Origin of the sequence: Cellulomonas soli, from assembly GCF_013409305.1 — a bacterium.
In the GTDB taxonomy this organism is placed as follows: Bacteria; Actinomycetota; Actinomycetes; order Actinomycetales; family Cellulomonadaceae; genus Cellulomonas; species Cellulomonas soli.
In genome coordinates this window covers 1,394,512-1,417,331 of sequence record NZ_JACBZJ010000001.1, presented here as the reverse complement: position 1 = coordinate 1,417,331, position 22,820 = coordinate 1,394,512, and the positions used below count along the sequence as shown (strand labels likewise).

Annotated in this window: 24 protein-coding genes; 7 read left to right on the top strand and 17 right to left on the bottom strand. The window is 73.7% G+C overall.

Features of this window, described 5'->3' with window-relative positions; genetic code table 11:
- Window positions 1-109: 109 nt before the first annotated feature.
- Complete coding sequence (locus tag BKA22_RS06515; RefSeq protein WP_179561666.1) at window positions 110-1,273, top strand: cation:proton antiporter; 1,164 nt, start codon at window positions 110-112, stop codon at window positions 1,271-1,273.
- Here BKA22_RS06515 and BKA22_RS06510 read toward each other — a convergent pair.
- The 6 genes from BKA22_RS06510 to BKA22_RS06485 all read right to left on the bottom strand — a co-directional run bounded on the left by BKA22_RS06510 (window position 1,253) and on the right by BKA22_RS06485 (window position 7,073).
- Window positions 1,253-1,669, bottom strand: coding sequence for a hypothetical protein (locus BKA22_RS06510; RefSeq protein ID WP_146952748.1), 417 nt, complete (start codon window positions 1,667-1,669; stop codon window positions 1,253-1,255). The genes BKA22_RS06515 and BKA22_RS06510 overlap by 21 nt on opposite strands.
- 120 nt (window positions 1,670-1,789) lie before the next feature.
- On the bottom strand, window positions 1,790-3,115 hold the full coding sequence (locus BKA22_RS06505; protein WP_146952747.1) for a multidrug effflux MFS transporter: 1,326 nt from the start codon (window positions 3,113-3,115) through the stop codon (window positions 1,790-1,792).
- A 70-nt stretch (window positions 3,116-3,185) separates the two neighbouring features.
- The gene (locus BKA22_RS06500) at window positions 3,186-4,850 is read right to left on the bottom strand and encodes an ABC transporter permease (protein ID WP_146952746.1); all 1,665 of its coding nucleotides are present in this window, start codon (window positions 4,848-4,850) and stop codon (window positions 3,186-3,188) included.
- Window positions 4,847-5,767, bottom strand: coding sequence for an ABC transporter ATP-binding protein (locus tag BKA22_RS06495; protein WP_146952745.1), 921 nt, complete (start codon window positions 5,765-5,767; stop codon window positions 4,847-4,849). Before BKA22_RS06495 ends, BKA22_RS06500 begins: the two co-directional genes overlap by 4 nt.
- Before the next feature lie 46 nt (window positions 5,768-5,813).
- Window positions 5,814-6,530: a TetR/AcrR family transcriptional regulator gene (locus BKA22_RS06490; protein WP_146952744.1), complete on the bottom strand. Its 717-nt coding sequence runs from the start codon at window positions 6,528-6,530 to the stop codon at window positions 5,814-5,816.
- A 48-nt stretch (window positions 6,531-6,578) separates the two neighbouring features.
- Window positions 6,579-7,073, bottom strand: a complete 495-nt coding sequence (locus BKA22_RS06485; RefSeq protein WP_146952743.1) for a hypothetical protein — start codon at window positions 7,071-7,073, stop codon at window positions 6,579-6,581.
- A 133-nt stretch (window positions 7,074-7,206) separates the two neighbouring features.
- Here BKA22_RS06485 and BKA22_RS06480 point away from each other — a divergent pair, with 133 nt between their 5' ends.
- On the top strand, window positions 7,207-7,893 hold the full coding sequence (locus tag BKA22_RS06480) for an LmeA family phospholipid-binding protein (RefSeq protein ID WP_179561665.1): 687 nt from the start codon (window positions 7,207-7,209) through the stop codon (window positions 7,891-7,893).
- Between the two features lie 76 nt (window positions 7,894-7,969).
- The gene (locus BKA22_RS06475; RefSeq protein WP_146952741.1) at window positions 7,970-8,686 is read left to right on the top strand and encodes a M50 family metallopeptidase; all 717 of its coding nucleotides are present in this window, start codon (window positions 7,970-7,972) and stop codon (window positions 8,684-8,686) included.
- A 29-nt stretch (window positions 8,687-8,715) separates the two neighbouring features.
- Here BKA22_RS06475 and BKA22_RS06470 read toward each other — a convergent pair whose 3' ends face one another.
- Genes BKA22_RS06470 through BKA22_RS06455 form a run of 4 tightly spaced genes read right to left on the bottom strand, consistent with a single transcriptional unit; the run spans window position 8,716 to window position 10,544 of the window.
- On the bottom strand, window positions 8,716-9,003 hold the full coding sequence (locus tag BKA22_RS06470) for a zinc ribbon domain-containing protein (protein ID WP_146952740.1): 288 nt from the start codon (window positions 9,001-9,003) through the stop codon (window positions 8,716-8,718).
- On the bottom strand, window positions 9,000-9,518 hold the full coding sequence (locus tag BKA22_RS06465; RefSeq protein WP_146952739.1) for a MarR family winged helix-turn-helix transcriptional regulator: 519 nt from the start codon (window positions 9,516-9,518) through the stop codon (window positions 9,000-9,002). The genes BKA22_RS06470 and BKA22_RS06465 overlap by 4 nt, the downstream gene beginning before the upstream one ends.
- Window positions 9,519-9,576: 58 nt before the next feature.
- A complete protein-coding gene (arfB, locus tag BKA22_RS06460; RefSeq protein WP_146952738.1) occupies window positions 9,577-10,005 on the bottom strand; it encodes an alternative ribosome rescue aminoacyl-tRNA hydrolase ArfB in 429 nt (142 codons plus the stop codon).
- Window positions 10,002-10,544, bottom strand: coding sequence for a nitroreductase/quinone reductase family protein (locus BKA22_RS06455; RefSeq protein WP_146952737.1), 543 nt, complete (start codon window positions 10,542-10,544; stop codon window positions 10,002-10,004). The genes arfB and BKA22_RS06455 overlap by 4 nt, the downstream gene beginning before the upstream one ends.
- 68 nt (window positions 10,545-10,612) lie before the next feature.
- Here BKA22_RS06455 and BKA22_RS06450 point away from each other — a divergent pair, with 68 nt between their 5' ends.
- Window positions 10,613-11,557: a TetR/AcrR family transcriptional regulator gene (locus BKA22_RS06450; RefSeq protein ID WP_146952736.1), complete on the top strand. Its 945-nt coding sequence runs from the start codon at window positions 10,613-10,615 to the stop codon at window positions 11,555-11,557.
- On the opposite strand, the gene BKA22_RS06445 is transcribed toward BKA22_RS06450, so the two are convergent.
- Window positions 11,482-12,186 carry an HNH endonuclease family protein gene (locus BKA22_RS06445; RefSeq protein WP_146952735.1) on the bottom strand — a complete coding sequence of 235 codons (705 nt, stop codon included), beginning with the start codon at window positions 12,184-12,186 and terminating at the stop codon, window positions 11,482-11,484. The genes BKA22_RS06450 and BKA22_RS06445 overlap by 76 nt on opposite strands.
- A 195-nt stretch (window positions 12,187-12,381) precedes the next feature.
- On the opposite strand from BKA22_RS06445, the gene BKA22_RS06440 reads away from it, so the two are divergent.
- Together BKA22_RS06440 and BKA22_RS06435 are read left to right on the top strand one after the other, a co-directional pair.
- Complete coding sequence (locus BKA22_RS06440) at window positions 12,382-13,890, top strand: amino acid permease (protein ID WP_146952734.1); 1,509 nt, start codon at window positions 12,382-12,384, stop codon at window positions 13,888-13,890.
- A gap of 152 nt (window positions 13,891-14,042) precedes the next feature.
- A complete protein-coding gene (locus BKA22_RS06435; RefSeq protein ID WP_146952733.1) occupies window positions 14,043-14,321 on the top strand; it encodes a TM2 domain-containing protein in 279 nt (92 codons plus the stop codon).
- A gap of 116 nt (window positions 14,322-14,437) precedes the next feature.
- Here the strand turns inward: BKA22_RS06435 and BKA22_RS06430 are convergent, their stop codons facing one another.
- The 5 genes from BKA22_RS06430 to BKA22_RS06410 form a co-directional block, all read right to left on the bottom strand.
- Window positions 14,438-14,878 carry a nitroreductase family deazaflavin-dependent oxidoreductase gene (locus tag BKA22_RS06430; RefSeq protein ID WP_146952732.1) on the bottom strand — a complete coding sequence of 147 codons (441 nt, stop codon included), beginning with the start codon at window positions 14,876-14,878 and terminating at the stop codon, window positions 14,438-14,440.
- Window positions 14,879-14,968: 90 nt separating this feature from the next.
- Window positions 14,969-16,819, bottom strand: a complete 1,851-nt coding sequence (locus tag BKA22_RS06425) for a carbohydrate-binding domain-containing protein (protein ID WP_146952731.1) — start codon at window positions 16,817-16,819, stop codon at window positions 14,969-14,971.
- A 39-nt stretch (window positions 16,820-16,858) separates the two neighbouring features.
- The gene (locus tag BKA22_RS06420; protein WP_146952730.1) at window positions 16,859-17,722 is read right to left on the bottom strand and encodes a polyphosphate polymerase domain-containing protein; all 864 of its coding nucleotides are present in this window, start codon (window positions 17,720-17,722) and stop codon (window positions 16,859-16,861) included.
- The gene (locus tag BKA22_RS06415) at window positions 17,719-18,393 is read right to left on the bottom strand and encodes a DUF4956 domain-containing protein (protein ID WP_146952729.1); all 675 of its coding nucleotides are present in this window, start codon (window positions 18,391-18,393) and stop codon (window positions 17,719-17,721) included. Before BKA22_RS06415 ends, BKA22_RS06420 begins: the two co-directional genes overlap by 4 nt.
- Before the next feature lie 170 nt (window positions 18,394-18,563).
- Window positions 18,564-18,713, bottom strand: coding sequence for a zinc finger domain-containing protein (locus BKA22_RS06410; RefSeq protein WP_179561663.1), 150 nt, complete (start codon window positions 18,711-18,713; stop codon window positions 18,564-18,566).
- 293 nt (window positions 18,714-19,006) lie between these two features.
- Here BKA22_RS06410 and BKA22_RS06405 point away from each other — a divergent pair, with 293 nt between their 5' ends.
- Complete coding sequence (locus tag BKA22_RS06405; RefSeq protein ID WP_223203550.1) at window positions 19,007-20,338, top strand: alpha/beta fold hydrolase; 1,332 nt, start codon at window positions 19,007-19,009, stop codon at window positions 20,336-20,338.
- 57 nt (window positions 20,339-20,395) lie between these two features.
- On the opposite strand, the gene BKA22_RS06400 is transcribed toward BKA22_RS06405, so the two are convergent.
- Window positions 20,396-22,819, bottom strand: a complete 2,424-nt coding sequence (locus BKA22_RS06400) for a YhgE/Pip domain-containing protein (RefSeq protein WP_223203549.1) — start codon at window positions 22,817-22,819, stop codon at window positions 20,396-20,398.
- Between the last annotated feature and the right edge of the window lies 1 nt (window position 22,820).

Genomic DNA, 22,820 nt, shown 5'->3' with positions numbered 1-22,820 from the left:
CGGGCGCGTCGTCGCAGGTCGCGCCGGTCGGCCGTCGCTAGCGTGGACGCACCAGGCTCGGCGCCGACCAGTGCCCTGGTTGACGACCCGGGCGCGCAGGAGGCATCCCTTGACGGACCCGTACGCACCCTTGCTCCCCGTCTTCGTCGTGGCGCTCCTGGCCGTGCTCGTGGCTGGCCTCCTACCTCGCTCCGCGCGCGTCCCGCAGGTGGTCCTGCTGCTCGTGGGCGGTGTGGCCATCGGGCCGCACGGCTGGGGGCTCTCGAGCCCCGAGGAGGTCGTGACGCTGTCGGACCTCGGCCTGGGGTTCCTGTTCCTCCTCGCCGGTTACGAGCTGGAGCCCGCCGCGCTGCGCGACCGCGTCGGACGCCTCTCCGGTGCCGCGTGGGGCACGTCGTTCCTGTTCGCGCTCGCGCTGGTCGGCGCGGTCACTGGGACCGGGTTGCAGGAGGGCGCGCTCGCCGGGGCGATCGCGCTGACGACCACCGCGTTGGGGGTCGTCCTGCCCATCCTCAAGGACGCCGGGCAGCTCAAGGGTCCGCTAGGCCGGGTGGCGCTCGCGGTGGGCGCGTTCGGCGAGCTGGGGCCGATCGTGGCGATGGCGGTGCTCCTGGGTGCCCGTCGCGGCGGGGTCACCGCGGTGCTGCTCGCCCTGTTCGCGCTGGCCATCGCGGCGTTGGCCGTCCTGCCGAGCCGGATCCGCCTGCCCGTGACGGGCCGGCTGCTGCGCGTGGCCGAGCACGGCACGGCGCAGAGCACGGTCCGCCTGACGATGGTGCTGCTCACCGGTCTGCTCGCGGCGACGGTGGCTCTCGGGTTCGACGCGGTGCTCGGCGCCTTCCTCGGTGGCATGGTGCTGCGGCAGTGGGCGCCGGGTGATGTCGAACGGCTTGAGGGCAAGCTCGAGGTCGTCGCGTGGGGGGTGTTCGTACCGGTGTTCTTCGTGAGCTCGGGCATGGGCCTGGACGTGACCGCCATGGTCCGCGAGCCGTGGCTGCCGATCCTCCTGTGGCTCCTGCTGCTCGTCGTGCGCGGAGGGCCGCTCATCGTGCTGTTCCAGCGCGAGCTGGGCCGGGTCGACCGTGCGCGGACCGCCCTGTACGGGGCGACGACGTTGCCGCTGCTCGTCGCACTGACGGAGCTCGCTGTCAACGACGGGGCGATGACGGACCGTGTAGCGACCGCGCTGGTGGGTGCCGGCCTGCTGTCGGTCGTGATCAACCCCCTGGTCGCGGGCGTTCTCGGCGGCCGGTCACCACGCCCAGCCGCGTGAGGCGAGCTCGACCTCCTCGCGGAAGCGCTCGGCCGGGTCACCCTTCGCGTGCGGCTGCACCTCGACGCCGGCCATCCGGCAGGCCTCGGCGAGCAGCTGGTCGTACGCGAGCTGCGAGGCGATGACCCGCTCGGCGAGGGCCCAGGTGTGCGGGTCGCGCTCGAGCTCCTGCACGTGGTCCGCGACCGCACCCAGACGTTCCTGCACGTGCAGGGCGAGGAACGGGTCGATCGACACGTGCCGCTCGCGACGCAGCCGCCGGGCGAGCCTGTCGAGCCGACCGGCCAGGGCCGTGCGCCAGCGCGGCGTCTCGTCCGGGGTCGGGAACAGCGACCAGAAGAGCATCATGACGAGCGCCGGGACCAGGAAGGTCAGACAGAGCGCAACCCACACCATCGTGCGTCCTTCGCCGTGCGCGCACCTACGCGTTTGGCGTCAGGCTAGGTCCGCGGCTCGCTCTCCGCCACAGCGGGCGCTCAGCATCCGATCGCCCGGGTCAGGGGTCGGGACGCGTGCTCAGCGGCCGTCGGCGGGGCCGTGCGCGAGCGTGCCGGCCGCCACGGGTTCGTGCTGATCAGCGACGCGCGCGGCGTCCGCGACCTCGGCGCCGTCGACCTGCGCGGCCTCGATCCGTCCCGCCCCCTCGGTGGTCCGCCAGGTCCGCCGGAGCGCGAGCAGCAGCAGGCCGGCGACCGCGATCACGCCGGCCATGACCGCGGCCATCGAGACGGCGGTCGGCTCCCCATCGAGGGACGTCAGCGGAGCGATGACCGCACCGAGCCCGAACTGCAGCGCACCCAGCAGCGCCGCGGCCGAGCCGGCGCGGTGCGGGTTCGCGTCGAGCGCGATGGCCGGGGCGGACGGCATGACGAACCCGGCGGTGCCGAGCGTGAGCACGAGCAGCACCGTGACCGGCCAGAACCCCGCCCCGGCGACCGCGACGGCGAGCAGTGCGAGCGAGAGCACGACGCCGACCGCGACCGCCGCGGACAGGATCTGCTCGGGCCGGAACCGCCCGACGAGCGCCCCGTTGACCTGCGTCCCGGCGGTGATCGACACCGCTCCGGCGGCGAACACCAGGCCGAACTGCTGCGCGTCGAGCCCGAACCCGTCCTGGAGCACGAAGGTCGACGCGGCCACGTAGGTGAACATCGAGCCGAGGTAGAACGCCGAGAGGAGCGCCAGGCCGAGGAACGGCAGGTCGGTGAGCAGGTCCCCGTAGGTGCGCAGCGCGGCGCGGGTCCCGCCGGTCCGGCGACGCTCGGCGGGCAGGGTCTCGGGCAGGGCGACCGCGGCGAGGACGAGAAGCGTCGCGCCGACGACGGCGAGGAACGCGAAGATCGTCCGCCACGAGCCCACGGCGAGCAGCTGCGCGCCGATCGTCGGGGCGAGCACGGGGGCGACGCCGACGACGAGCATGAGCCGGGCGAGCACCTTGGACACCGCGATGCCGGAGTACCGGTCGCGGACCACGGCCATGGACAGGACCATGCCGGCCGCGGCCGTGAAGCCCTGCACGAACCGCAGCGCGGTGAACGCCCGCACGTCGCCGACCAGCATGATCGCGACCGAGGCGAGCACGTACACGCCGAGTGCGACGAGCAGCGGGCGTCGACGTCCGAACGCGTCGGACAGCGAGCCGATGAGCAGCTGCCCGATCGCGAGGCCCGCGAGCGAGGCGGCGATGGTCAGCTGGACGGCCGCCGCGGGCGCGTCGAGGTCCTGCGCGATGCGCGGGAACGCGGCGAGGTAGGTGTCGAAGGTGAACGGGCCGATCGCCGTGAGGGCGGACAGGAGCAGGACGAAGCCGGGACTGACGCGAGCCGTGGGGGAGGTCGCCATGACCGGACCAACCCGCTCCGGCCGATCGTTCTTCCGGGCCGCCCGGATGCCGGGACGCGCCGAGGGGACGTCAGGCGGGCTGCACGTCGCGGCGGGCGAACCGGTCGATGCCCGACCAGACGAGCCCGACGGCGATCAGACCCATCACGACGAGCGGTGTCCAGCTCAGCGGTTCGAGCGGCTGCGCGGGGGTCGCGGAGAACGGCAGCAGGTCGAGCAGCCAGGTGGGCAGGTGCAGCGCGTCGCCGATCATCACGACGAACCACATCCCGGCGAGCAGCCCCCAGGTCAGCGGCACGGCCAGGCGCGGGAGCCAGCCGAAGAGCGCCACCGCGACCCCGACGAGCACCATGACGGCCGGCCAGTAGGCCAGCGCCGCCCCTGCCAGGCGGGTGGCCTGCCCGCTGTCGCCGATGATCGAGCCGTAGCCGGCCCCCATGCCGGCACCGCCGACGACGAGCAGCACGGCCGTGCCCACGGCGGGGATCAGCAGCCGCTGCGCGGCCCACCGGGTGCGCGAGAGGGCGCCGGCGAGCTGCGTCTCGACCATGCCGGTCGCCTCGTCCGCGCGCAGCTGCACGGCGGACTGCAGCGCGAACACGGTGGTCACCATCGCGATCATCATGACGAGCAGCGACAGCATCGCGTCGACACCGGTGCCGCCGACCATCCCGGCGGCGGACGGCCCGGCGTCGGCGATCAGGTCGGTCATCGCCTCGACGACCGACCCGAACAGCAGCGCGGTCAGCACGACGGTGAGGCTCCAGCCGATGATCGGACCGCGCTGCAGACGCACCGCCAGACCGAGCGGCCGGCTGTACCGGGCGGGTGCCCCGGCCGGTCCGGGCCGCTCGGGCAGCAGCCCGGAGCCCAGGTCGCGCCGCGCCTCGAGCCTGGTCGCGACGGCGAGGAGCACGAGCGTCAGGAGCACGAGCAGGCCGAACGGCCACCAGCGGTTCGCGCCCCACGGCTGCATCTCCTGCCCCCAGCCGACGGGTGACGCCCAGGTCAGGCGTCCGTCGCCGAGGTCGCCGATCATGCGCAGCACGTAGAAGACGCCGAGGACGATCGAGCCGAGCGCGTTCGCCCCGCGGGACGTCGAGGCGACCTGCCCGGCGACCGCGCCGACCCCGAGGGAGACGAGGCCGACGCCGGTGACGGACGCGCCGACGACGAGCGAGCCGGTGATCCCCGCACCGTCGGGGTCGAGCCCGCCGGCGGCGGACACGGCCGCGACACCTGCGCCGACCGCCACGCACAGGGCGGCGTTCACGAACCAGGACGCGGCCGACCCGGCGTGCAGGCCGAGCGCGCGCGAGCGGAGCAGCTCGGTGCGGCCCAGCTCCTCGTCGGCCCGGCCGTTGCGGGTGACGAGGAAGACGACACCGAAGCCGAGAGAGAGCGCGGTGGTCATCCAGATCTTCGTCCAGACGGCTCCGCCGAGGGTCGCGGGTGCGGCGGCGAGACCGGTGAGCGCCTTGATCGACGGGGTGTTGCTCAGCGCTGCGAAGTCGTCGAGCGCGGCCTGCGTGTCGAAGATGTCGCTGTAGTAGGCGCCGACGTAGGCGAACAGCCCGACGAGCACGACCCACCAGACGGCGAGCCGGACGCGGTTGCGGCGCAGCACGAGCCGCACCATCGTGCCGGTGCCCGTCAGGCTCTCGGACGGTGCGCGTCGGCGGGTGGCCGTCCCGGTGCCGGGGGTGCCCGTGGTCGGCAGCGCGGTGGCGGTCATCGGTCGCTCCCGTGCAGCGCGGCCAGCTCGTCGCCGTAGTGCCGCAGGAACAGCTCCTCGAGCGACGGCGGGTTCGCGACGAGGGAGCGCGGGCGCAGCCGGGCGACCTCGGCGAGCACCGCGGGCAGCTCGGCCTCGTCGACCGCGAAGGTGACGTGGCCGTCGCTCGCCTGCAGGTCGTGCACGCCGGGCAGCGCGGCCAGCCCGTCGGCGCCGCCGTCGAGCCCGACCGTGACCTGCGAGCGGGTCAGGTGCCGCAGCTCGGCGATCGTGCCGGCCTCGACCGTGACGCCGTCGCGGATGATCGTCACCCGGTCGGCCAGCTTCTCGACCTCGGCGAAGATGTGGCTGGACAGCAGCACCGAGCGGCCCTCGGCCTTGACCTCCCGGATCGACTCGGTGAACGCCGCCTCCATGAGCGGGTCGAGGCCCGAGGTGGGCTCGTCGAGCAGCAGCAGCTCGGCGTGCGAGGCGAGCGCGGCGACGAGGGCGACCTTCTGCCGGTTGCCCTTGGAGTAGGCGCGGGCCTTCTTGGTCGGGTCGAGCTCGAACCGGTCGAGCATCGTCTGCTTGCGCTGCGGGTCGAGCGACCCGGACAGCCGGGACAGGATGTCGATCGCCTCGCCGCCGGTGAGGTTCGGCCACAGCGTGACGTCGCCGGGCACGTACGCGATGGAGCGGTGCAGCCGGACCGCGTCGGACCAGGGGTCGCCGCCCAGCACGCTCGCCCGGCCGCCGTCGGCGCGCAGCAGCCCGAGCAGGATGCGGATCGTCGTGGACTTGCCCGAGCCGTTCGGCCCGAGGAACCCCGTGACCTGACCGCTGGGCACGTCCAGGTCGAGGCCGCGCAGTGCGTGCACGCGACCGAAGCTCTTCGTCAGGCCGGAGACCTCGACGGCCATCTCGTGTGCGGACATCGTGCTTCCTTCATCGGCTCACGCAGGACGCGGGCGGCGGGCGCCGTCACGCGGTGGGTGGTGCGGCGACGACGGGGCCCGGCGGGCCGTTCCCGTCAGCCGGCCCGTCTGTCGTCCCGTCGAGGAGCCGGACGTAGTCGTCGAGCATGGCGCTGCTGGTCAGCAGCCCTTCGGTGTACAGCTCGAGCATCGGGAGGACGGAGTCCTGCTCCCGGGCGCGCAGCGACGCGACGAACGCGTCGGGCGTCGTGTCGGGTGCGGTGAGGAACTGCACCAGCATCGCGCCCATGGACTGGAGCGTGAGCTGGCGCAGGCGTGCCTCCTCGTCGCGCGAGGGGCGGATGAGCCCGGCGGCGACCCCGTCCGCCATCAGGCCGCGCACGTGCTCGGCGAGGCTGGCGAGGAAGTCGCGGGCGGGCTGCCCGCCGGACTGGATCGCCCGGAGCATGTAGACCGTGACGACCGCGGCGTCGCCCGGGGCCGTCAGCCACGCCGTCAGCGACCCGCTCGGGTCCGCGATGGCCTCGGTCTTGAGCCGGTGGTAGCGCTGCAGGACCTCGGCGTCGCACGCGGTCCGCAGCACGGCCTTGGAGCCGAAGTGGTGCGTGATGAGCCCGGGCGAGACGTCGGCCCGCAGCGCGATGGTGCGGAACGGGGTGTCGAACCCCTGCTCGGCGAAGCACTCGACGGCCGCGTCGCGGATCCGCGCCCGCGCGGTCAGGTCGGAGGGTGGACGCCCGTCGGACGCCTCGGCTGTACGCACGACCAACACGCTATACGCGTGACTAGCCGTGCGCCAGAGCGCATCGGATCAGAGCCGTCGCAGGACCAGCAGGTGCTGACCGCCGCCCGGCTGCACCAGCGCCTCGACCCGCAGGTCAGGGGCCAGGCGACCGATCCGGTCGACCAGCCAGTCGGCCGCCTCCTGCGCATCGCCCCGGTCCGCGCACCGCGCCACGACCTCACGACCCCCCGCGCGCGACAGCCGCTCCACCGTCGCCACGATCGGCGCCGGGTCCGCGACCAGCAGCCGGTCCGGCCAGGCGACCACCGGAGCGACCGCACCCTTGCGGGTGTTGCACGCCCGGTGCGCCAGCCGCTCGGCGCCGAACGGGCCGGCATCGGACGCCCGGGACCGGTTCTTGCCCTTGCCCGCACCCTTGCCCGGACCGTTGCCCGCAGAACCCGCACCGCTGTCGATGCTCGGGCCCAGGTCGGCGTTCACGGAGGCGTCCGGGTCGACCGGCTCGTCACAGAGCCAGCAACGCCAGCGGTCACGGTCGCCGATCTCGTCCAGGGTGCTCATGCCGCGAGCGTACGGGCGTGCGCGAGGTGGGCCGGGCCGCCCGGCGGGTCCAGCGCGCGCCCGCCGCGGCCCGCCCGGCAGGATGGGCACCGGCACGACCCGCCCGCGGGTCGCCAGGAGGGGGCGTGGGGCGATGAGCACGAAGGGCGCGGTGGCCCTCATCGTCGGCCTGGTCGTCGTGGGGGTCGGCGTCGTCGTCGGCGACCGGTTCGCCGCGTCGCTGGTCGAGGACCAGCTCGCCGGGCAGGTCGAGAGCCGGCTGGAGGTCACCGGGACGCCCGACGTGCAGATCGGCGGCTTCCCGTTCCTCACCCAGCTGGCCTCCGGCACGTTCTCGCACGTCACCGCGGACGTCGACGCGGTCGTCCTCGACGGCGTCCCGACCACCGACGTCACGGTGGACGCCCGCGGCGTCAGACGCGGCGACCCGATCACGGTCGACGAGCTGGAGGCGTCGCTCACGCTCCCGGTCTCCGCGGTGCAGGACGCCGTCGCCGAACGCACCGGCCTCGCCGTCACGGTCGTCGTGCAGGGCGAGCAGCTGCAGGCCTCCATGGACGTGCTCGGCGTCCCGCTCGCCGTCACGTTCGCGCCGCGCGTCGAGGGCGGACGGCTGCTCGTCGACACCACCTCGCTGTCCCTCGGCGGGCTCTCGGTCGACGCAGCATCGCTGCCCGGCGGCCTGGGCGACCGGCTCGTCGACCTCGAGGTGCCCGTCGACGGCCTGCCCGACGGGCTCGCGCTGACCGACGCGCACGTCGTCACGGACGGGGTCCGGGTGACCGTCGCCGGGACGGACGTCACGCTCGAGGCCCCCTGACGTCGGCTGACGCGCACCTGGTTCCTGGTCCGGGTCGATAGGGTCGGCGCGCACATCCGGCGACGACGGGAGCGGCGTGGACACCATCGGGGACCTGTGGACGCAGGTCACGACACCCCAGGCACCGCCGACGACCTCGGTCGTGGTCCTCACGGGCGTGGCCGCGCTGGTCTGCCTCGTGGTGCCGTGGCTGTGGCACCTGACGCGGCACGGCCTGACGATCCTGCACGAGGCGGCGCACGGCGGCGTGGCGGTGCTGGTCGGGCGGCGTCTGACGGGGATCCGGGTGCACTCGGACACGTCCGGGCTGACCGTGTCTGTCGGCAAGCCGCGGGGGCCCGGCATGGTCTTCACGCTGCTCGCCGGCTACATCGGTCCGGCGGCCGTCGGGCTCGGTGCCGCGTGGCTGCTGTCGCGGGGCTACCCGACGGCCGTGCTCTGGCTGCTGCTCGTGGTGCTCGCGCTCGTGCTCGTGCAGATCCGCAACTGGTACGGGCTGTGGGCGGTGCTGGTGAGCACCGCGGTGCTCGTCGCCGTCACGTGGTGGGGGTCGGACGAGGTGCGCAGCACGTTCGCGCACGCGCTGACCTGGTTCCTGCTGCTCGGTGCCCCGCGTGCGGTGCTGGAGATGCAGCAGCAGCGCCGTCGGCGCCGGGGTCCGTCGGACACGTCGGACGCCGGCCAGCTCGCGCGCATCACGCACGTGCCGGCCGGCGTCTGGGTCGCCGTGTTCCTGCTGGTCTGCCTGGGCGCGCTCGCCCTCGGCGGCGGCTGGCTGCTCGCGGTCCTCTGACCCGGGGCCCTGACCCTGCGGCCGTGCCCTCAGGAGGTGCGGGCCAGCAGGTCGGGGTGGTCGCGCCAGGCCGGCATGGTCGACATGTACGCGAGAGTCTTGGCCTCGATCTCGGCGCGCGGCGCGTCCGGCGTCTCGCGCGCCTGCCAGCCGACCATGCGCTCGAACCGCTCGTCGAAGGCCTGCAGGTTGCCCTCGGCGTCCGTGCAGTACTGGCAGTAGGTGCCCGACTCGACGGGCATGCCACAGCTCTCGCAGTGCAGGCTGTCGTGCAGGCCGTCGGCCGGGCCGTCGTGGGTGTGGTCGTGGGTGCTCATGCGGGGTCTCCTCCGAGTGTGGGGACAGGGGCGGGGACGTCGGCTCCGACGAGCCGGCGCAGGGTCTCGAGCAGCACGGCACGCTCGGCCGGGGTGAGCCGGTCGGCGGCGGCCGTGACGAGGTCGGCCGAGAGCACGCTGCGCTCGCGGTCGAGGGCGGCGCGTCCGTCGGGGGTGAGCCAGACGAGCGTGCGACGGCGGTCGGCGGGGTCGCTCTCGCGGGCGAGCAGCCCCTTCTGCTCCAGCTGCGTGACGATGTCCGAGACGACGGACTGCGCGCGGTCGAGGTGCTTGGCGGCCTCCCCGACGGTGAGCGGACCGGTGTGCGCGAGGTGCAGCAGCACGGCCCGGGACGCCCCGGACATGGCGGACCGCTTGCCGTCGCGCCGGTGCAGCTGCAGGAAGGCCCGGGCGTACAGCTGCTCGAACGCGGGCGCGAAGGCCTCGGCGGTCAGCGCGTCGACCTGCTGCACGCGGGGGCCGTCGGGCTGTGTCGGGAGTTCGGACGGGGTCACACGGACACCGTCGTCCGGCACGTGTGCATCGTCAATCCCGATGGATCCCGCTGAGGCCTCAGTCCCCGGGACGCGCGGAGCGCAGGCGCTTGGTCGCGGACCGTTGCTTCTTCGCCGTCAGGCGGCGTTCCGCGGAGCCCCGGGTCGGGCGGGTCGAGCGCCGCTGCCGCGCGGGTGGGGCGATCCCCTCGGCGACGAGCGCCACGAGCCGACGTTCGGCCGCGGCCCGGTTGCGCAGCTGCTCGCGGTGCTCGGAGGCGGTCACGGTGAGCACGCCGGCGACGAGCCGGGGGCCGAGGCGTTCGAGCAGCCGGGCCCGCTGGGTGTCCGTGAGCACGCGGGAGGAGCCCACGTCCCAGGAGAGCTCGACGCGCGAGTCGGTCGTGTTGACGCCCTGCCCGCCGGGCCCGGACGAGCGGGAGAACCGGACGGTGAGCTCGGCGCGCGGCAGGACCAGTGAGGGTCCGACCGTGATGCCGCTGCTCATGGGGTCGATCGTCCCACCCTGTCCGGGTCGCGGTCGTCGGTCAGGACGCGGAAGACCGGGTAGTCGGCTGCGACGGCGGCGAACTGCTCGAGCGGTGCTCCGCGAGGCACGGCGATGTGCGGGCGGGCGCCGGGGGCGAGGTCGAGGTAGCGACGCAGCAGCGGGGCGCGGTCGGCGACGGGGACCTCGACGAGCCGCACGTGCTCGGGTCCGCGGCGACGGAGGACGAGGGCCCGGCCGTCGTCGGCCTGCACGTTGAGGACCCACTGGGCCTGGGGCCCGAGCATGGAGACCAGGTAGCGCTCGCCGTCGTGGCGGGCGAGGACGAGCGGCAGCCGTACGGCCTTGCCCGTGCGGCGGCCGCGGACCTCGAGCGTGATGCCGCGCCCGCCGAGCGTGAGGATGCCGTGCGCGTACTGCCAGGCGCTGATCCGGTTGAGCGCCTGCGCGAGGCGTCCGGGTCGACCGTCGCGGTACCAGGCGCGTTTGACGGCGTACCGCCAGGGTCCGTGCTCGGTGCTGCTGGTCGTGCCGGTCATGGCGTCCCGTCCCGTCGTCCGGCTAGATTGGTACTTGGAGTTCCAAGTTCCTTCACGAAGGTAGGCCGATGACCGCGTCGCGTCAACGCCCCGCACGCCGCCCCCGGATGTCCGACGCGGACACCCGCAGCCGCATGCTCTCCGCCGCGGTCGACCTGCTCGCCGAACGCGGCGTCACGGTCGGGCTGGACGGGCTCGCGCTGGAGGACGTCATCCGCCACGCCGACGTCTCCCGGACCTCCGCCTACCGGCGCTGGCCCACGCGCGACGCCTTCCACGCCGACGTGCTGCTCGAGGTGGCCCGCGGCACCGACCTGCCGGGCATCGGGGCGCGGGTCGTGGCCGAGGCCGAGGCGGTCCTCGAGGAGCCGTGGGTCGACCTCGGCACCGTCGCGGGTCGGCACGAGCTGTTCGTCGAGCTCATGCGCCTGTCGTTCCAGGCCGACCTCGAAGGGGTCCTGGCCTCCCCGCAGTTCGGGGCGTACCTCGCCCTGCGGGCCGCGTTCGCGAGCGTGCCCGAGCCGGATCTGCGCGACGAGCTGGCCGCCGAGCTGCAGGTCAGCGAACGGCGCACCCTCGCGCGCGGCGCGGCGATCCTCGCGGGGGCGGCCCGACTGCTCGGGCTGCGGCTCGTCGCCCCGCTCGACGCTCCCGACGGGTACACGGTCGTCGCCCGTGCCGTCAGCGCGATGACCACGGGCTCCGTCATCGCCGCCCAGGTCGACCCCGCGCTGGTGCACGCCACGCAGCAGCTGGCCCCGTTCGGCGTCGCCCGCACGGCCGCCTGGTCGGTGCCGACGTTCACGCTCACCGGGCTCGTGCTCGGCCACCTGGAGCCGGACCCCGGGAGCGCCGCGCTCGACGCCGACGACGTGCGCCGGGCGCTCCTCCGGCTCGTCGAGGAGGGTCGCGTCGCCGCCGGGCGGCCCGAGGCCGCTCAGTCCGTGACGACGCAGCGGTCGAGCTGGTCGGACAGCGCGTCCCGCTCGGCCGCCGTGACCCACAACCCGTAGGCGGCCTTCACCCGGATCTGCCGCAGCGCGTACACGCACCGGTACCCGGTGTTCGACGGCAGCCAGGTCGCCGCGTCGCCCGCACCCTTCTGCTGGTTGGCGGGGCCGTCGACGGCGAGCAGGTTCGCCGGATCGTTGGCGAAGCGCTCGCGCTTCTCGGCCGTCCACTGCTGGGCGCCCTTCTGCCACGCGTCCGCGAGGGCGACGACGTGGTCGATCTGCACCTCGGACGAGCGTTCCCCGCGCTCGAACGCGATGACCTCGTCCGTGTACGGGTCGTCGAGCGTGCCCGTGCGCACGATGCAGGCGTCGTCGGGGTCGGTCGTGATCGCCGTCAGGTCGCGGGCCAGGACGTCGTTGCGGGTGTCGCAGCCGTTGCCGTCGACGTCCGCCCACGCCTCGCCGAACTGCTCGCGCGCGTAGTCGGTCCGCGGGGCACGGCCCTTGACCGGCAGCGCGTCGAGCGCGGTCCGTCCGTCCTCGAGCACCTGTGCGGTCACCGGGAAGCGCGCGGCGTCCTGCGCGTCGGACCACGCCGGTGCACCGGCGCCGATCGCCACCGCCAGCACGAGCAGCAGGAGCCACCCCCACGTGCTCCGACGTCGGCCTCGTCCGTTTCTCCTGGTCACCGCAGGAGGGTGCCACGGAACGCCCACACCTGGTGCGGGCCGACCGCCGTCGGGGGACGATCACCGTGCCGGACGCGGCAACGACGCCGTGACCTCGGTCCCACGGCGGGTCGCACAGGGCTGTGGGAGGGTCGTCCCCACCCCGAGGCCGAGCAGGGCCCGCGGGCAGGACGCGCACGAACCGATGGAGGTCCGATGGCCAGCAACCGGAGCGTCCTACGACGCAAGTCCGTCGAGGAGACCCTCGCCGCCGTCGACGATCCGGAACGCTCGCTCACCCGCACCCTGACCGCCTGGGACCTCGCCGTGCTCGGCGTGGCCGTCGCGGTCGGTGCCGGCATCTTCTCCGTCGGTGCCACCGCCGCCGCGAACTACGCCGGACCGTCGGTCATCGTCTCGTTCCTCATCGCCTCGGTCGTGTGCGGCCTGGCGATCATGTGCTACGCCGAGTTCGCCTCGACGCTGCCCGTCGCCGGCTCCGCGTACACGTTCTCCTACGCGACCATGGGCGAGCTCGCCGCCTGGATCATCGGCTGGGACCTCATCCTCGAGATGCTGCTGGCCGCCGCCGTCATCGCGAAGTTCTGGGGCGTCTACCTCGCGGACGCGTTCGGGCTGTTCGGCATCGGGATCCCGACGACGCTGCACCTCGGGCCGGTCGACATGGAGTGGGGACCGGTGCTCATCACCGCGATCTTCACGACGCTGCTGGTCATCGGCACACGCCTGTCCGCGCGGGTGAACAGCGTGTTCACGATCATCAAGATCGCCATCACCCTGTTCGTCGTCGTCGCCGGCTTCTTCTACATCGACAAGGCGAACTACACGCCGTTCGTGCCGCCGTCGCAGCCCGCCGCCGGGGCGACCGCGCTCGACCAGCCGCTGTTCGCGTTCCTGTCCGGCATGCAGCCCTCGACGTACGGGGTCGTCGGCATCCTGTCCGGTGCCGCGCTCGTGTTCTTCGCGTTCATCGGCTTCGACGTCGTGGCGACCACCGCGGAGGAGACGAAGGACCCGCAGCGGACCGTCCCGCGCGGCATCCTCGGCGGCCTGGCCATCGTCACCGTGCTGTACATCCTGGTGACGGTCGTCGTCACGGGCATGGTCAGCTACCAGGACCTCGCCGCCTCCGGCAGCCCGTCGCTGACCACGGCGTTCGTGCTGGTCGGCGCGGACTGGGCGGGCAAGATCATCTCGGTCGGCATCCTCGTCGGCCTCACGTCGGTGCTGCTCGTCCTGCTGCTCGGCCTGACCCGCGTGGTCTTCGCGATGAGCCGTGACGGCCTGCTGCCCCGCTCGGTGTCCAAGACGCACCACCGGTTCCACACGCCGGCCCGCCTGCAGATCGGCGTCGGGATCGTCGTGGCGCTCATCGCCGGGTTCTCCCGCGTGGAGCTGCTCGAGGAGATGATCAACATCGGGACGCTGTCCGCGTTCGTGCTCGTGAGCTTCGGGGTGCCGATCCTGAGGCGGACGCGACCGGACCTGGCGCGCGGGTTCCGGGTGCCGTGGTCGCCCGTGCTGCCGATCGTCGCGGGGCTCGCGTGCCTGTGGCTCATGCTCAACCTGACGACCCTGACCTGGATCCGGTTCGCCGTCTGGCTGGCCGTCGGCATGGTCGTCTACGGGACGTACTCCTACCGGCACAGCCAGCTCGCCGTGCGGGCCGCCACGCAGACCGAGAGCGCTGAACCCGGGGTCTGAGGGCGTCGCCGAGGCCCCTGTGGGTGATTCCTGTGGGCCGCCTGGGTGAACTCACGGATATTCGGACGAAACGGACATCAACGAGGCCGATTCATCGGTACTCTTCGGCGCGCGCCCGCTGCCGAGCGGGCCCCCACCAACGAGGAGAACTCATGTCCGACCAGGTTCCCGCGCCCGCGCCGGTCCCCGCCTACGGCGTCGCCCCCGAGGGCAAGTCGCGCGTCATCGTCGGTGTGCTCGGCATCCTGCTGGGCTCGCTGGGTGTGCACAACTTCTACCTGGGCTTCACCCAGAAGGCCGTCATCCAGCTCGTGCTGTCCATCGTGACGTTCGGTGTCGCCGGCCTCTGGGGCTTCATCGAGGGCATCATCTACCTCGTCTCGAAGGACCCGAAGTGGTCCGTCGACGCCGCGGGCGTGCCGCTCGTCTGATCGACGTGAGCATGCGGAGGGGCGGGCACCTGCGGGTGCCCGCCCCTCCGTCGTCTCTGGGAGTGGCTTGCGGACCAGGCCGGACCAGGCCGGGGTCAGGCCCGGGTCACGCCCGGTCAGTCGGTGACGGGCGTGAGCAGCAGCAGCGGGATCAGACGGTCGGTGCGCGTGGTGTAGGTGACGTAGTCCGGCCAGACCTCCACGGCCCGCGCCCACCACGTCTCGCGCTCGGCGCCCTCGAGCTCGCGCACCGTGTAGTCGCGTCGGACGGCCCCGTCCTGCAGCTCGGCCAGCGGGTGCTCGACCAGGTTGCCGTACCAGGCCGGGTGCTCGGGCGCCCCGCCCTTCGAGGCGACCACGACGTACTCGCCGTCGTGCTCGACCCGCATGAGCGCGGTCTTGCGCAGCTTGCCCGACCGGGCGCCCAACGTCGTCAGGATGATGACCGGGCGGCCCTGCAGCAGGTTGCCCTCGCGGCCGTCGGTGCGTTCGTAGAGCTCGGCCTGCTCGCGGGCCCACTCGGACGTGCTCGGCGCGTACTCACCAGTCAGAGGCATGACGTGCACAACCCGTGCCGGCCGTGACGCATTCCGGCCCGGACCTCGCAAGGAGATCCGGGCCGGAGCGTCTTGCCGTGCCGTGAAGGGTCAGGGGCGCTGACGCCCGCCGCCGTCGCCACCAGCCATCCCGCCGCCCCCGCCCATGCCCGCGATGACGGTGCCCGCCGTCGCGGTCCCCACCGAGGACGCACCGTCGGCGTCACCGGAGTGCGAGAGCCCGTTCACCGCGTCGTCGCCGACCGAGCCGCCGACCGAGAGCGTGTACTCCTCGCCCGAGGTGATGTCGGAGGAGGTGTACACGACCGACGAGAAGCTCTTGGTGGCCTGGAACGAGGCCACGACGTTCCCGTCCGCGTCGAGCACGTGCACGACCGACCCGTCGCCCTCGGTCGTCGACATCGTGAAGCCGACGAACGACTGCGACGACCCGTCCGTCGGGGTCTGCGCCATGCCGGCCGCACCCACGGCGATGAGCTCGCCGCCGGAGACCTCGAACGTGCCGTTGAAGTCGAGCGCGCCGTTGCCCGAGTTCGTCGGGCCCGCCACGACGACCGTGCCACCGGTCATCACCATGGACCCGTTGGAGTCCAGGCCGTCGCCCTCCGACTCGACGTACAGCGAGCCGCCCGAGATCGTGACCAGCGCGTTCGCGTCGGTCGCCATCTCCCCGCCCGGACCGGCAGCGGCGTCGCCCGAGGTGTCCTCCGTGGCGTCCTCGGTGGAGGACGCGGCGTTCACGCCGTCGTCGCTCGCGATCACCGACACGTCACCGCCGGCGACCGTGATCTGCCCGGCCTCGAGACCCTCGTACGAGTCGGTGACCTCGATCGCGCCGCCGCTGATCTGCAACGCGTTGTCGGCGTGGATGCCGTCGTCGCCCGAGGCGAGCGTGAGCACGCCGTCGGCCACGGACACGACCCCGCCGGAGTGCACGGCGTCGTCCGCCGCGTCGACGAGCAGCGTGCCGCCGCCGATCACCACCGACACGTCGCCGACCAGGCCCTTCGGCGTGGCGTCGTCCGCGACGGACGCACCGGCGCCCCCGCCGGTCTGCACGGCGATCGTGCCGCCGCCGACGATGACGTCGGTGGTCGCGGTGAGGCCGTCGTCGACCGCCGTCACCGTGAGGTCGCCGCCGGAGACGTAGACGTAGCCGAGGGCGGCGTCCTCGTCGTTGTCGGACTTGATGCCGTCGCCGCCGGCCGTCACGTCGAGCGTGCCGCCGTTGACCACGACGTAGTCCTTCCCCCGGATCGCGTCGTCGACCGCGTCGACCGTGATCGTGCCGGACTCGATGACCAGACCGTCCTTGCTCGCGATGCCGTCGTTCGCGTTGCCCTGCACGTCGAGCGAACCGGTGCCCGTGATGGTCAGGTCGGCGGTCGAGAACAGGGCCGCGTTGGGCTCGTCGACGTCCGCGGCGTACACGTACTCGCTCGCGTCGGACAGGCTGTTGGCCGTGCCGTCCTCCAGGACGACGGCGACCGCGGTCGCGTCGGTGACCTGCAGCGGCGAGGTCGTCGTGCTCGACAGGGACGCGTCGTCGAGCACGATCCGCACGAGCCCGTCACCCGTGCTGTTCACGACGAGCGAGCCGTCGTCCAGCGTCCCGGACACCCGGTACGTGCCCGGCGCGGTGATCGTGACCGTCGAGCCGTCGACGCTCACGCCGTCGCCGTCGACCGTGGCCGACGAGCCGGTCAGGGCGATCGTCACCTCGGCGGACTCGTCCCACGTGGACTCGACGGTCTCGGCGGCGGTGTTCGCGGCCATCGCGGACTCGACGGTCAGGTCGGCGTCGGTGGCCGCCTCGATCACGGTGCCCGACGCGGTGTCCGAGCCGGTCGAGTCGGTCGCGTCGGTCGTCGAGGAGCAGCCGACGAGGAGCGCGGCGGTGAGCGCCGCGGGCAGGAGCAGCTTCAGGGTGGGGCGTCGCATGGGGGTCTCCCTCTCAGGAGTCGTGGGGGTGGAGGCAGGTCACGCGACCGCAGGCAGGACGTGCCGGTCGAGCACACGTCGCCACGGGGTCGCGGGCAGGTCGGGGTGCAGCACGGCCATGCCGGTGCCGTACTTGGAGATCCGCACGGGGCGGTGGCCGTGCCGCCACAGCAGGCGGTCGGTGGAGGACGGTGTCGAGCCGGTCTTCGTCTCGACGATCGCGTAACCGTCGAACGTGATGCGCTCGCCGTCGACGGGGTCGATCCACTCCAGGTCGGTGTCGATCGTCGTGCGGCTGTCGGTCGCCGGCAGGTGGATCGTCGTGCGGCGGTACCGGCTGACCAGGGTCGGGGTCAGCGGCGTGCCGGCGACCTCGTCCTCTGCGGCGGGCGGGGCCACGTCGGCCTCGCTGAGCACGTGGTGCGTGAACACCGTCGCGTCGCCCGTGAGCACCGCCCGGGAGTGCACGTCGTGCGGCAGGCGCGTCTTGACGGTGCAGCCGCGCGGGCCACGGGTCTTCACCTCGACCCAGCACAGCGCCGAGTCGACGTAGGTGCGCGTGCGGACCTTGTAGCGGCGGCGCCGGCGGCGGGCCGCACCGAGGTAGGAGTCCAGCTCGGGGGTGTCGAAGTACACCGACTCGTAGGCGAACGAGCGACCGCCGTCGATCTCCAGCACCCGGGCCCCGGGCTCGAGCCCGGCCAGCAGGGTGGGCAGCTCGGTGAGCGGCACGACGTACTTGCGGTCGACGCGGGTCTGCAGGGACGCCCGCTCGGTGAGCTCGGCGAGGTCGATCGGGTCGAGCAGGCCCAGCGCGTGCAGCGGGTCTGTCCCAGGGTCGGTCACAGGGCCCGTCGCAGGGTCGGTCGTGGCGGAGGCGGGTCGGGGGAGCGTCGTGGTCATCGGGTCACCCCGGCCGGCAGGTGCGAGACGGTGGCGGCCGTGACGTCCGCCGGTGCCAGGCCGGCACGGTCCGGCACGGATCGGACCACGGTGGGTGCCGGCACGGGGTCCGTCCGGCGCGCGGCCGAGGGCAGCAGCTCGTAGCGGACCTCGACGACGGTCGTGTCGTTCACCAGGTCGAGCCGCTGCACGTCGGCCCGCAGCACCCGGGCACCCAGAAGCTGCTCGAGCCGGTCCACCAGCTCGGTCTCGTCGACCACGGCCTGGTCGAGCACCATGAGCTGCTGCCGGTGGCGGCTGAGCAGCCGGGGCGAGTCGGCCAGCGCGAGCACCAGCACGAGCAGGGCCATCAGGCCGACCGTCAGCAGGACGGGTCCGGCGGCCAGCCCGCCGAGGAGGCCGAGCGCGAGGGCGGCGAAGTAGTACGCGACCTCGTGCTGGGTCAGCTCGGTCGACCGCAGCCGGATGATCGACAGCACGCCGAACAGCCCGAGCCCGAGGCCCGCGCCGACCGTGCTCTGCGCGAGTGCGCCGGCGACGACCAGCACACCGACGTTGACGCCGAGGAATGCCACGACGAGGTCCCGGCGATGGTGCCGGGGGAAGTAGACCGCGAACGTGAGCACGCAGATGGCGATCAGGTCGACCGCGAAGAGAAGGTAGGCGGACACAAGGACCTCCGGGGGGTGGGGTCTGGTAGACGTCCCCTATTCAGTCCGCCGTGCCTGTGGTGCGTCTGTGAACCGCCTGGGACGGGCGTCAGCATCTGACGCCGTCGGTCCGCCCCGCCCCAGGCCAGGCGCCTACGGGTCGCGCTGCGGGCGACCCCCGGGCGCCGTGCTCAGGGCTGCGGGCTGTGGTCGTCGCCGGCAGCGGCGGCAGCGATCCCGCGGCGGCGGTGGGTGTGGTCGCGCACCTGGCCCTCGCCCGTGACGCACGGGCTGCCGGCGGGTGCGTCGCAACGGGGACAGGGGATCTCGAGGGGGCTCATGCCGCCAGCGTGCCAGCCGACCGCCCGCCCTGGCGAGGGGCCTGGGCCGACTCGGTCGGGCCCGCGAGGACGATCGTCCCTGGGCCGTCCGCGACGGGAGGGCGCACGCTGGTGGTGCGGCGGGCCGTCCTGGACGAGCCGGCGCACGCACTGCGGCAAGGTGGCCGGGCGCCTTCGGGCGAGGGTCGTCTGTGCCGGCCGGCGGACCCCTCCTGGCGTGCCCCGACGTCGGAGGGGTTCGTCGTACCTGCCCGTCGTACCTGCCCGTCGGTGACGGGTCGTAGGGTCGGACGGTGAGCCTGACGACCCCTGCCGATCCTGCGACCGCCGAGCCCGCGACGGCCTACCGCGCCGGTGCGCTGCTCGTCCGTGACCACCGCGTGCGGGTGCCCGTCGACCGGGACGAGCCGACCCGGTTCGGCGACCTGCACGTGCTGGCCCGGGAGGTGGTCGACCCGACGCGCGACGGCGACGACCTGCCGCTGCTGCTGTTCCTGCAGGGCGGCCCGGGTGGGGCCGGTCCCCGGCCGATGCCGGGCGGGTGGATCGCGACCGCGACGCGCACGCACCGGGTGGTGCTCCTCGACCAGCGCGGCACGGGCCGGTCCTCGCGCGTCGACGGCCGGACGATCGCCCGGTTCGACGACCCGGCGACGGCGGCCGACTTCCTGGCGTGCTTCCGGGCGGACGCGATCGTCGAGGATGCCGAGGCGGTGCGCGCACAGGTGTTCGGCGGGCGTCGGTGGGCGACGCTCGGCCAGTCGTACGGCGGGTTCCTCACGCTCACGTACCTGTCCCGGCACCCCGAGGCACTGACCGCCTGCTACGTCACCGGCGGGTTGCCGGGGGTCACCGCCTCGGCGCCCGACGTGTACCGGGCGACGTACCCGCGGCAGGCGGCCCGTAACCGCGAGCTGGCCCGGCTCTACCCGGACGACCCTGCGGTGCTCGGCCGGTTGGCCGACCGGCTGGCGGCGGGCGACGTGCGGCTGCCGACGGGTGACCCGTTCAGCGTGCGGCGGCTGCAGACCTTGGGCGGTCCGTTGGGCATGAGCACGGGGATCGACGCGCTGCACTGGCTGCTCGAGACGGCCTTCGACGAGGACGGCGAGCCGTCCGCCGCGTTCGCCGCGACGGTGGCGCAGCAGACCGGGTTCGACACGAACCCGCTGTACGCGGTGCTGCAGGAGGTCATCTACCACCAGGGCGAGGTGGTCGGCGGCTGGGCCGCGCAGGCCGAGCACCAGCGGTGGTCGGCCTTCGCCGAGACTGCTCGACCGCTGCAGCTGACCGGCGAGGCGATGTTCCGCTGGATGTACGACGAGCACACCGCGCTGCGCCCGTTCGCGGGGGCCGTGGACGCGCTGGCCGCGCGCACGTCCTGGCCCGCGCTGTACGACCTGGACCGGTTGGCCCGCAACGAGGTGCCCGTCGCGGCCGTGCAGTACTACGACGACCCGTACGTGGACCTCGATCTGGCGCTGGGGACGGCATCCGCGGTCGGCAACGCGCAGGTGTGGGTCACCAACGAGCACCTGCACGACGGGCTGCGGGTCGCCGGGGACGTCATCCTGCCGCGCCTGATGGACCTGGCCGCCGGGACGTGGTCGGTCACCGGACGCTGAACGGCCGTCCGCCCGCCGCGGCCGGGAGGCGCGCGACGGGCGGACGACGATGCCGGGTCAGACGAGCCGACGCCGCCACAGCGTCGCGACCGTCGCACCGATCCCGAACAGGGCGAGCGCTGCCGCCCCGCGACCGACCGAGGTGACCCCCGACCCGTCGACCGCGGCGAGGTCGAGCGAGTACGCGGTGACCGACGCCGCACCCTCGGGCCCGCCGTAGGCCATCGACTCCTCGGCCGTGCGCTGGGCGCCCGCCTCGATCACGGCGTACTTCACGCCGTAGTCCGCGGCCGTCTCGGCCCCCGACGCGGCCAGGACCGAGGTGCCCTGCTCGGAGAGCTGGGTGGCGCCGTCGACCAGCGCCGGGGCGCCGTCGGCGGCCTGGGTCAGACCCTCGGAGAGCTGCTCGGCGCCGTCGGCCGCGTCGCCCAGACCGTCGGCGAGGTCGCCCGCACCGGTGGCCAGGCGTGAGGTGCCGGAGGACAGCTGGGCTGCGCCGCCGGACAGTCGCGCGGTGCCGTCGGCCAGCTGCGACGAGCCCGAGCTCAGCTTCCCGGCACCGGCCTGGAGCTGGCCGAGGCCGCTCACCAGGGCCTGCGCACCGGTGACGATCTGCGCGGTGCCGTCCTGCAGCGAGGTGATGCCGCCGCGCAGCGTGCCGCTGGCCTGGGTGTCGGCGTCCTGCCCGACGCCACCCTGGACGCTCTTGACGACCTCGTCGACCAGGTCGCCCAGGCCCTCGTCGACCAGGCCGAGTCCCTCGGCGACGCTCGGGCTGGCGGCGCAGTCGAGGCCCCCGGCCGTCGCGGCCGGTCGGTCCAGCCCGCACTGCAGCGCCCCGAGCCCCGTCACGATCCCGGAGCTCAGCACGCTCGCCAGCGTCTGCATGCCCGGCCCGAGGTCCACCGGGCCGGTGTCGACCGTGTACATCGCGGCGACGGCCTGCAGGGTGACCTTCTTGACGGGGTCGGTCTCGCCCGCCGCGACGGCGCTGAGGAACTGGTTGAGCCCGACGACGGCCGGGTACCGCGGGTCGGCAGCGCCTGCGAGGGTGAGGGTCGGGTGCGTCGCGCCGAGCCCGTTGAGGACGGCGGCGAGCGAGCCGATCGTCGAGCTCATGGACTTGGCGCCCAGGCGTGCGTTGGTCACGCCGGTCTGCAGGGACGCGATGCCGTTGTGCAGGTCGATCACGCCCTGGTTCTCGGGCAGCCCGCCGATGGACCCGGACATCGTGGCCAGGCCCTGGTCGACGGCGGTCAAGCCACCCTGCACCTGGTTGAGGCCGTCGAGCAGCGAGGGGACCTTTTGGCCCGCCTGCGTCAGCCCGGCGTCGAGCGCCGCGGCGCCGTCGGCGACCTGGCGCGCGCCACCGTTCGCCGTGGCAGCACCCGCGGCGAGGTCGCTCGCGCCCGTCCGGGCGGTGACGAGCCCGGCAGCGAGCGTGCGCGCACCGGGGGCGGCCTCCCCGTTGAGCCCGGCGGACAGCTGGGCGGCGCCGTCCTGCAGCTGCAGGAGGCCGTCGAGCAGGGTCGCGGCCCCGTCGCGCAGCGCGAGCAGGTTGCCGTCGATGGCGGTCGCGCCTGCCGTGAGCTCCTGCCCCGACTCGGCACCGCCGGCGTAGGACGCGGCGCCCCCGGCGAAGGACGGGCTGGTCAGCGGCGAGACGGGCAGCACCGAGACGTTCGCCGCGGGCACCTGCCCGTTCTCGATCTCGGCGGTGTACCCGAACTCCGCGGTCGGCGAGCCGATGGGCGGGAAGAGGGTCATGGTGAACGACAGCTTCGTGCCGCCGCGTCCGTCACCGGCGATGTTCGCCTCGTCGGAGGCGACCGCGGTGAACGTGGACGGCAGCGTGGTGGTGAGCTGGCCGACGAGCGGCACGACGGTCTCGGCGGTCGTCGTGACCTGCGTGCCGGTGCCGTCGTCGTAGGTGACCGGGTCCTGCCGGGTGGTCAGGTTGCTCACGGTGTAGCGGACCTTGAGCGTGCCGTCGGCTCCGACGACCCGGCCGGGGTCCACCTCCTTGCCGTTGAGCCGGTAATGCACCTCGACGCCCACGGGCAGGTCCCCGGTGAAGTCCGAGACGGTGCGCAGCCGCTTCTCGCCGTCGACGGTGACGGTCGCGGTCATCGCGCCGTCGCTCGTGCTGAAGCCGCCGAACCCGTCGAGGTTGCGCAGGCCCTGCGTGGAGGTGGGGTTGACGACGGTCGTCGTGCCCTTCCCGCTGAACGCCAGCTGCTCGTACAGCCGGGCGACCTCAAGCCGCCCGGACGCGTCGAGCTGCGCCTGCACGGTCTCGGTGTTGGTGACGCTCACGTCGCCGTCGGTGGTCGTGGTCGCGTCGGTCGCCGTCAGCGGGGCGAGCGCGGTGGCGGGTGCGGCGAGCAGGACGAGGGGCAGGCCGAGCGCGGCCACGCCTGCGCGGCGGAGCCGGTGGCGCGGGTCGGTGCCGGCTGTCCTGCGTGCGGTGCGTGCGGTCACG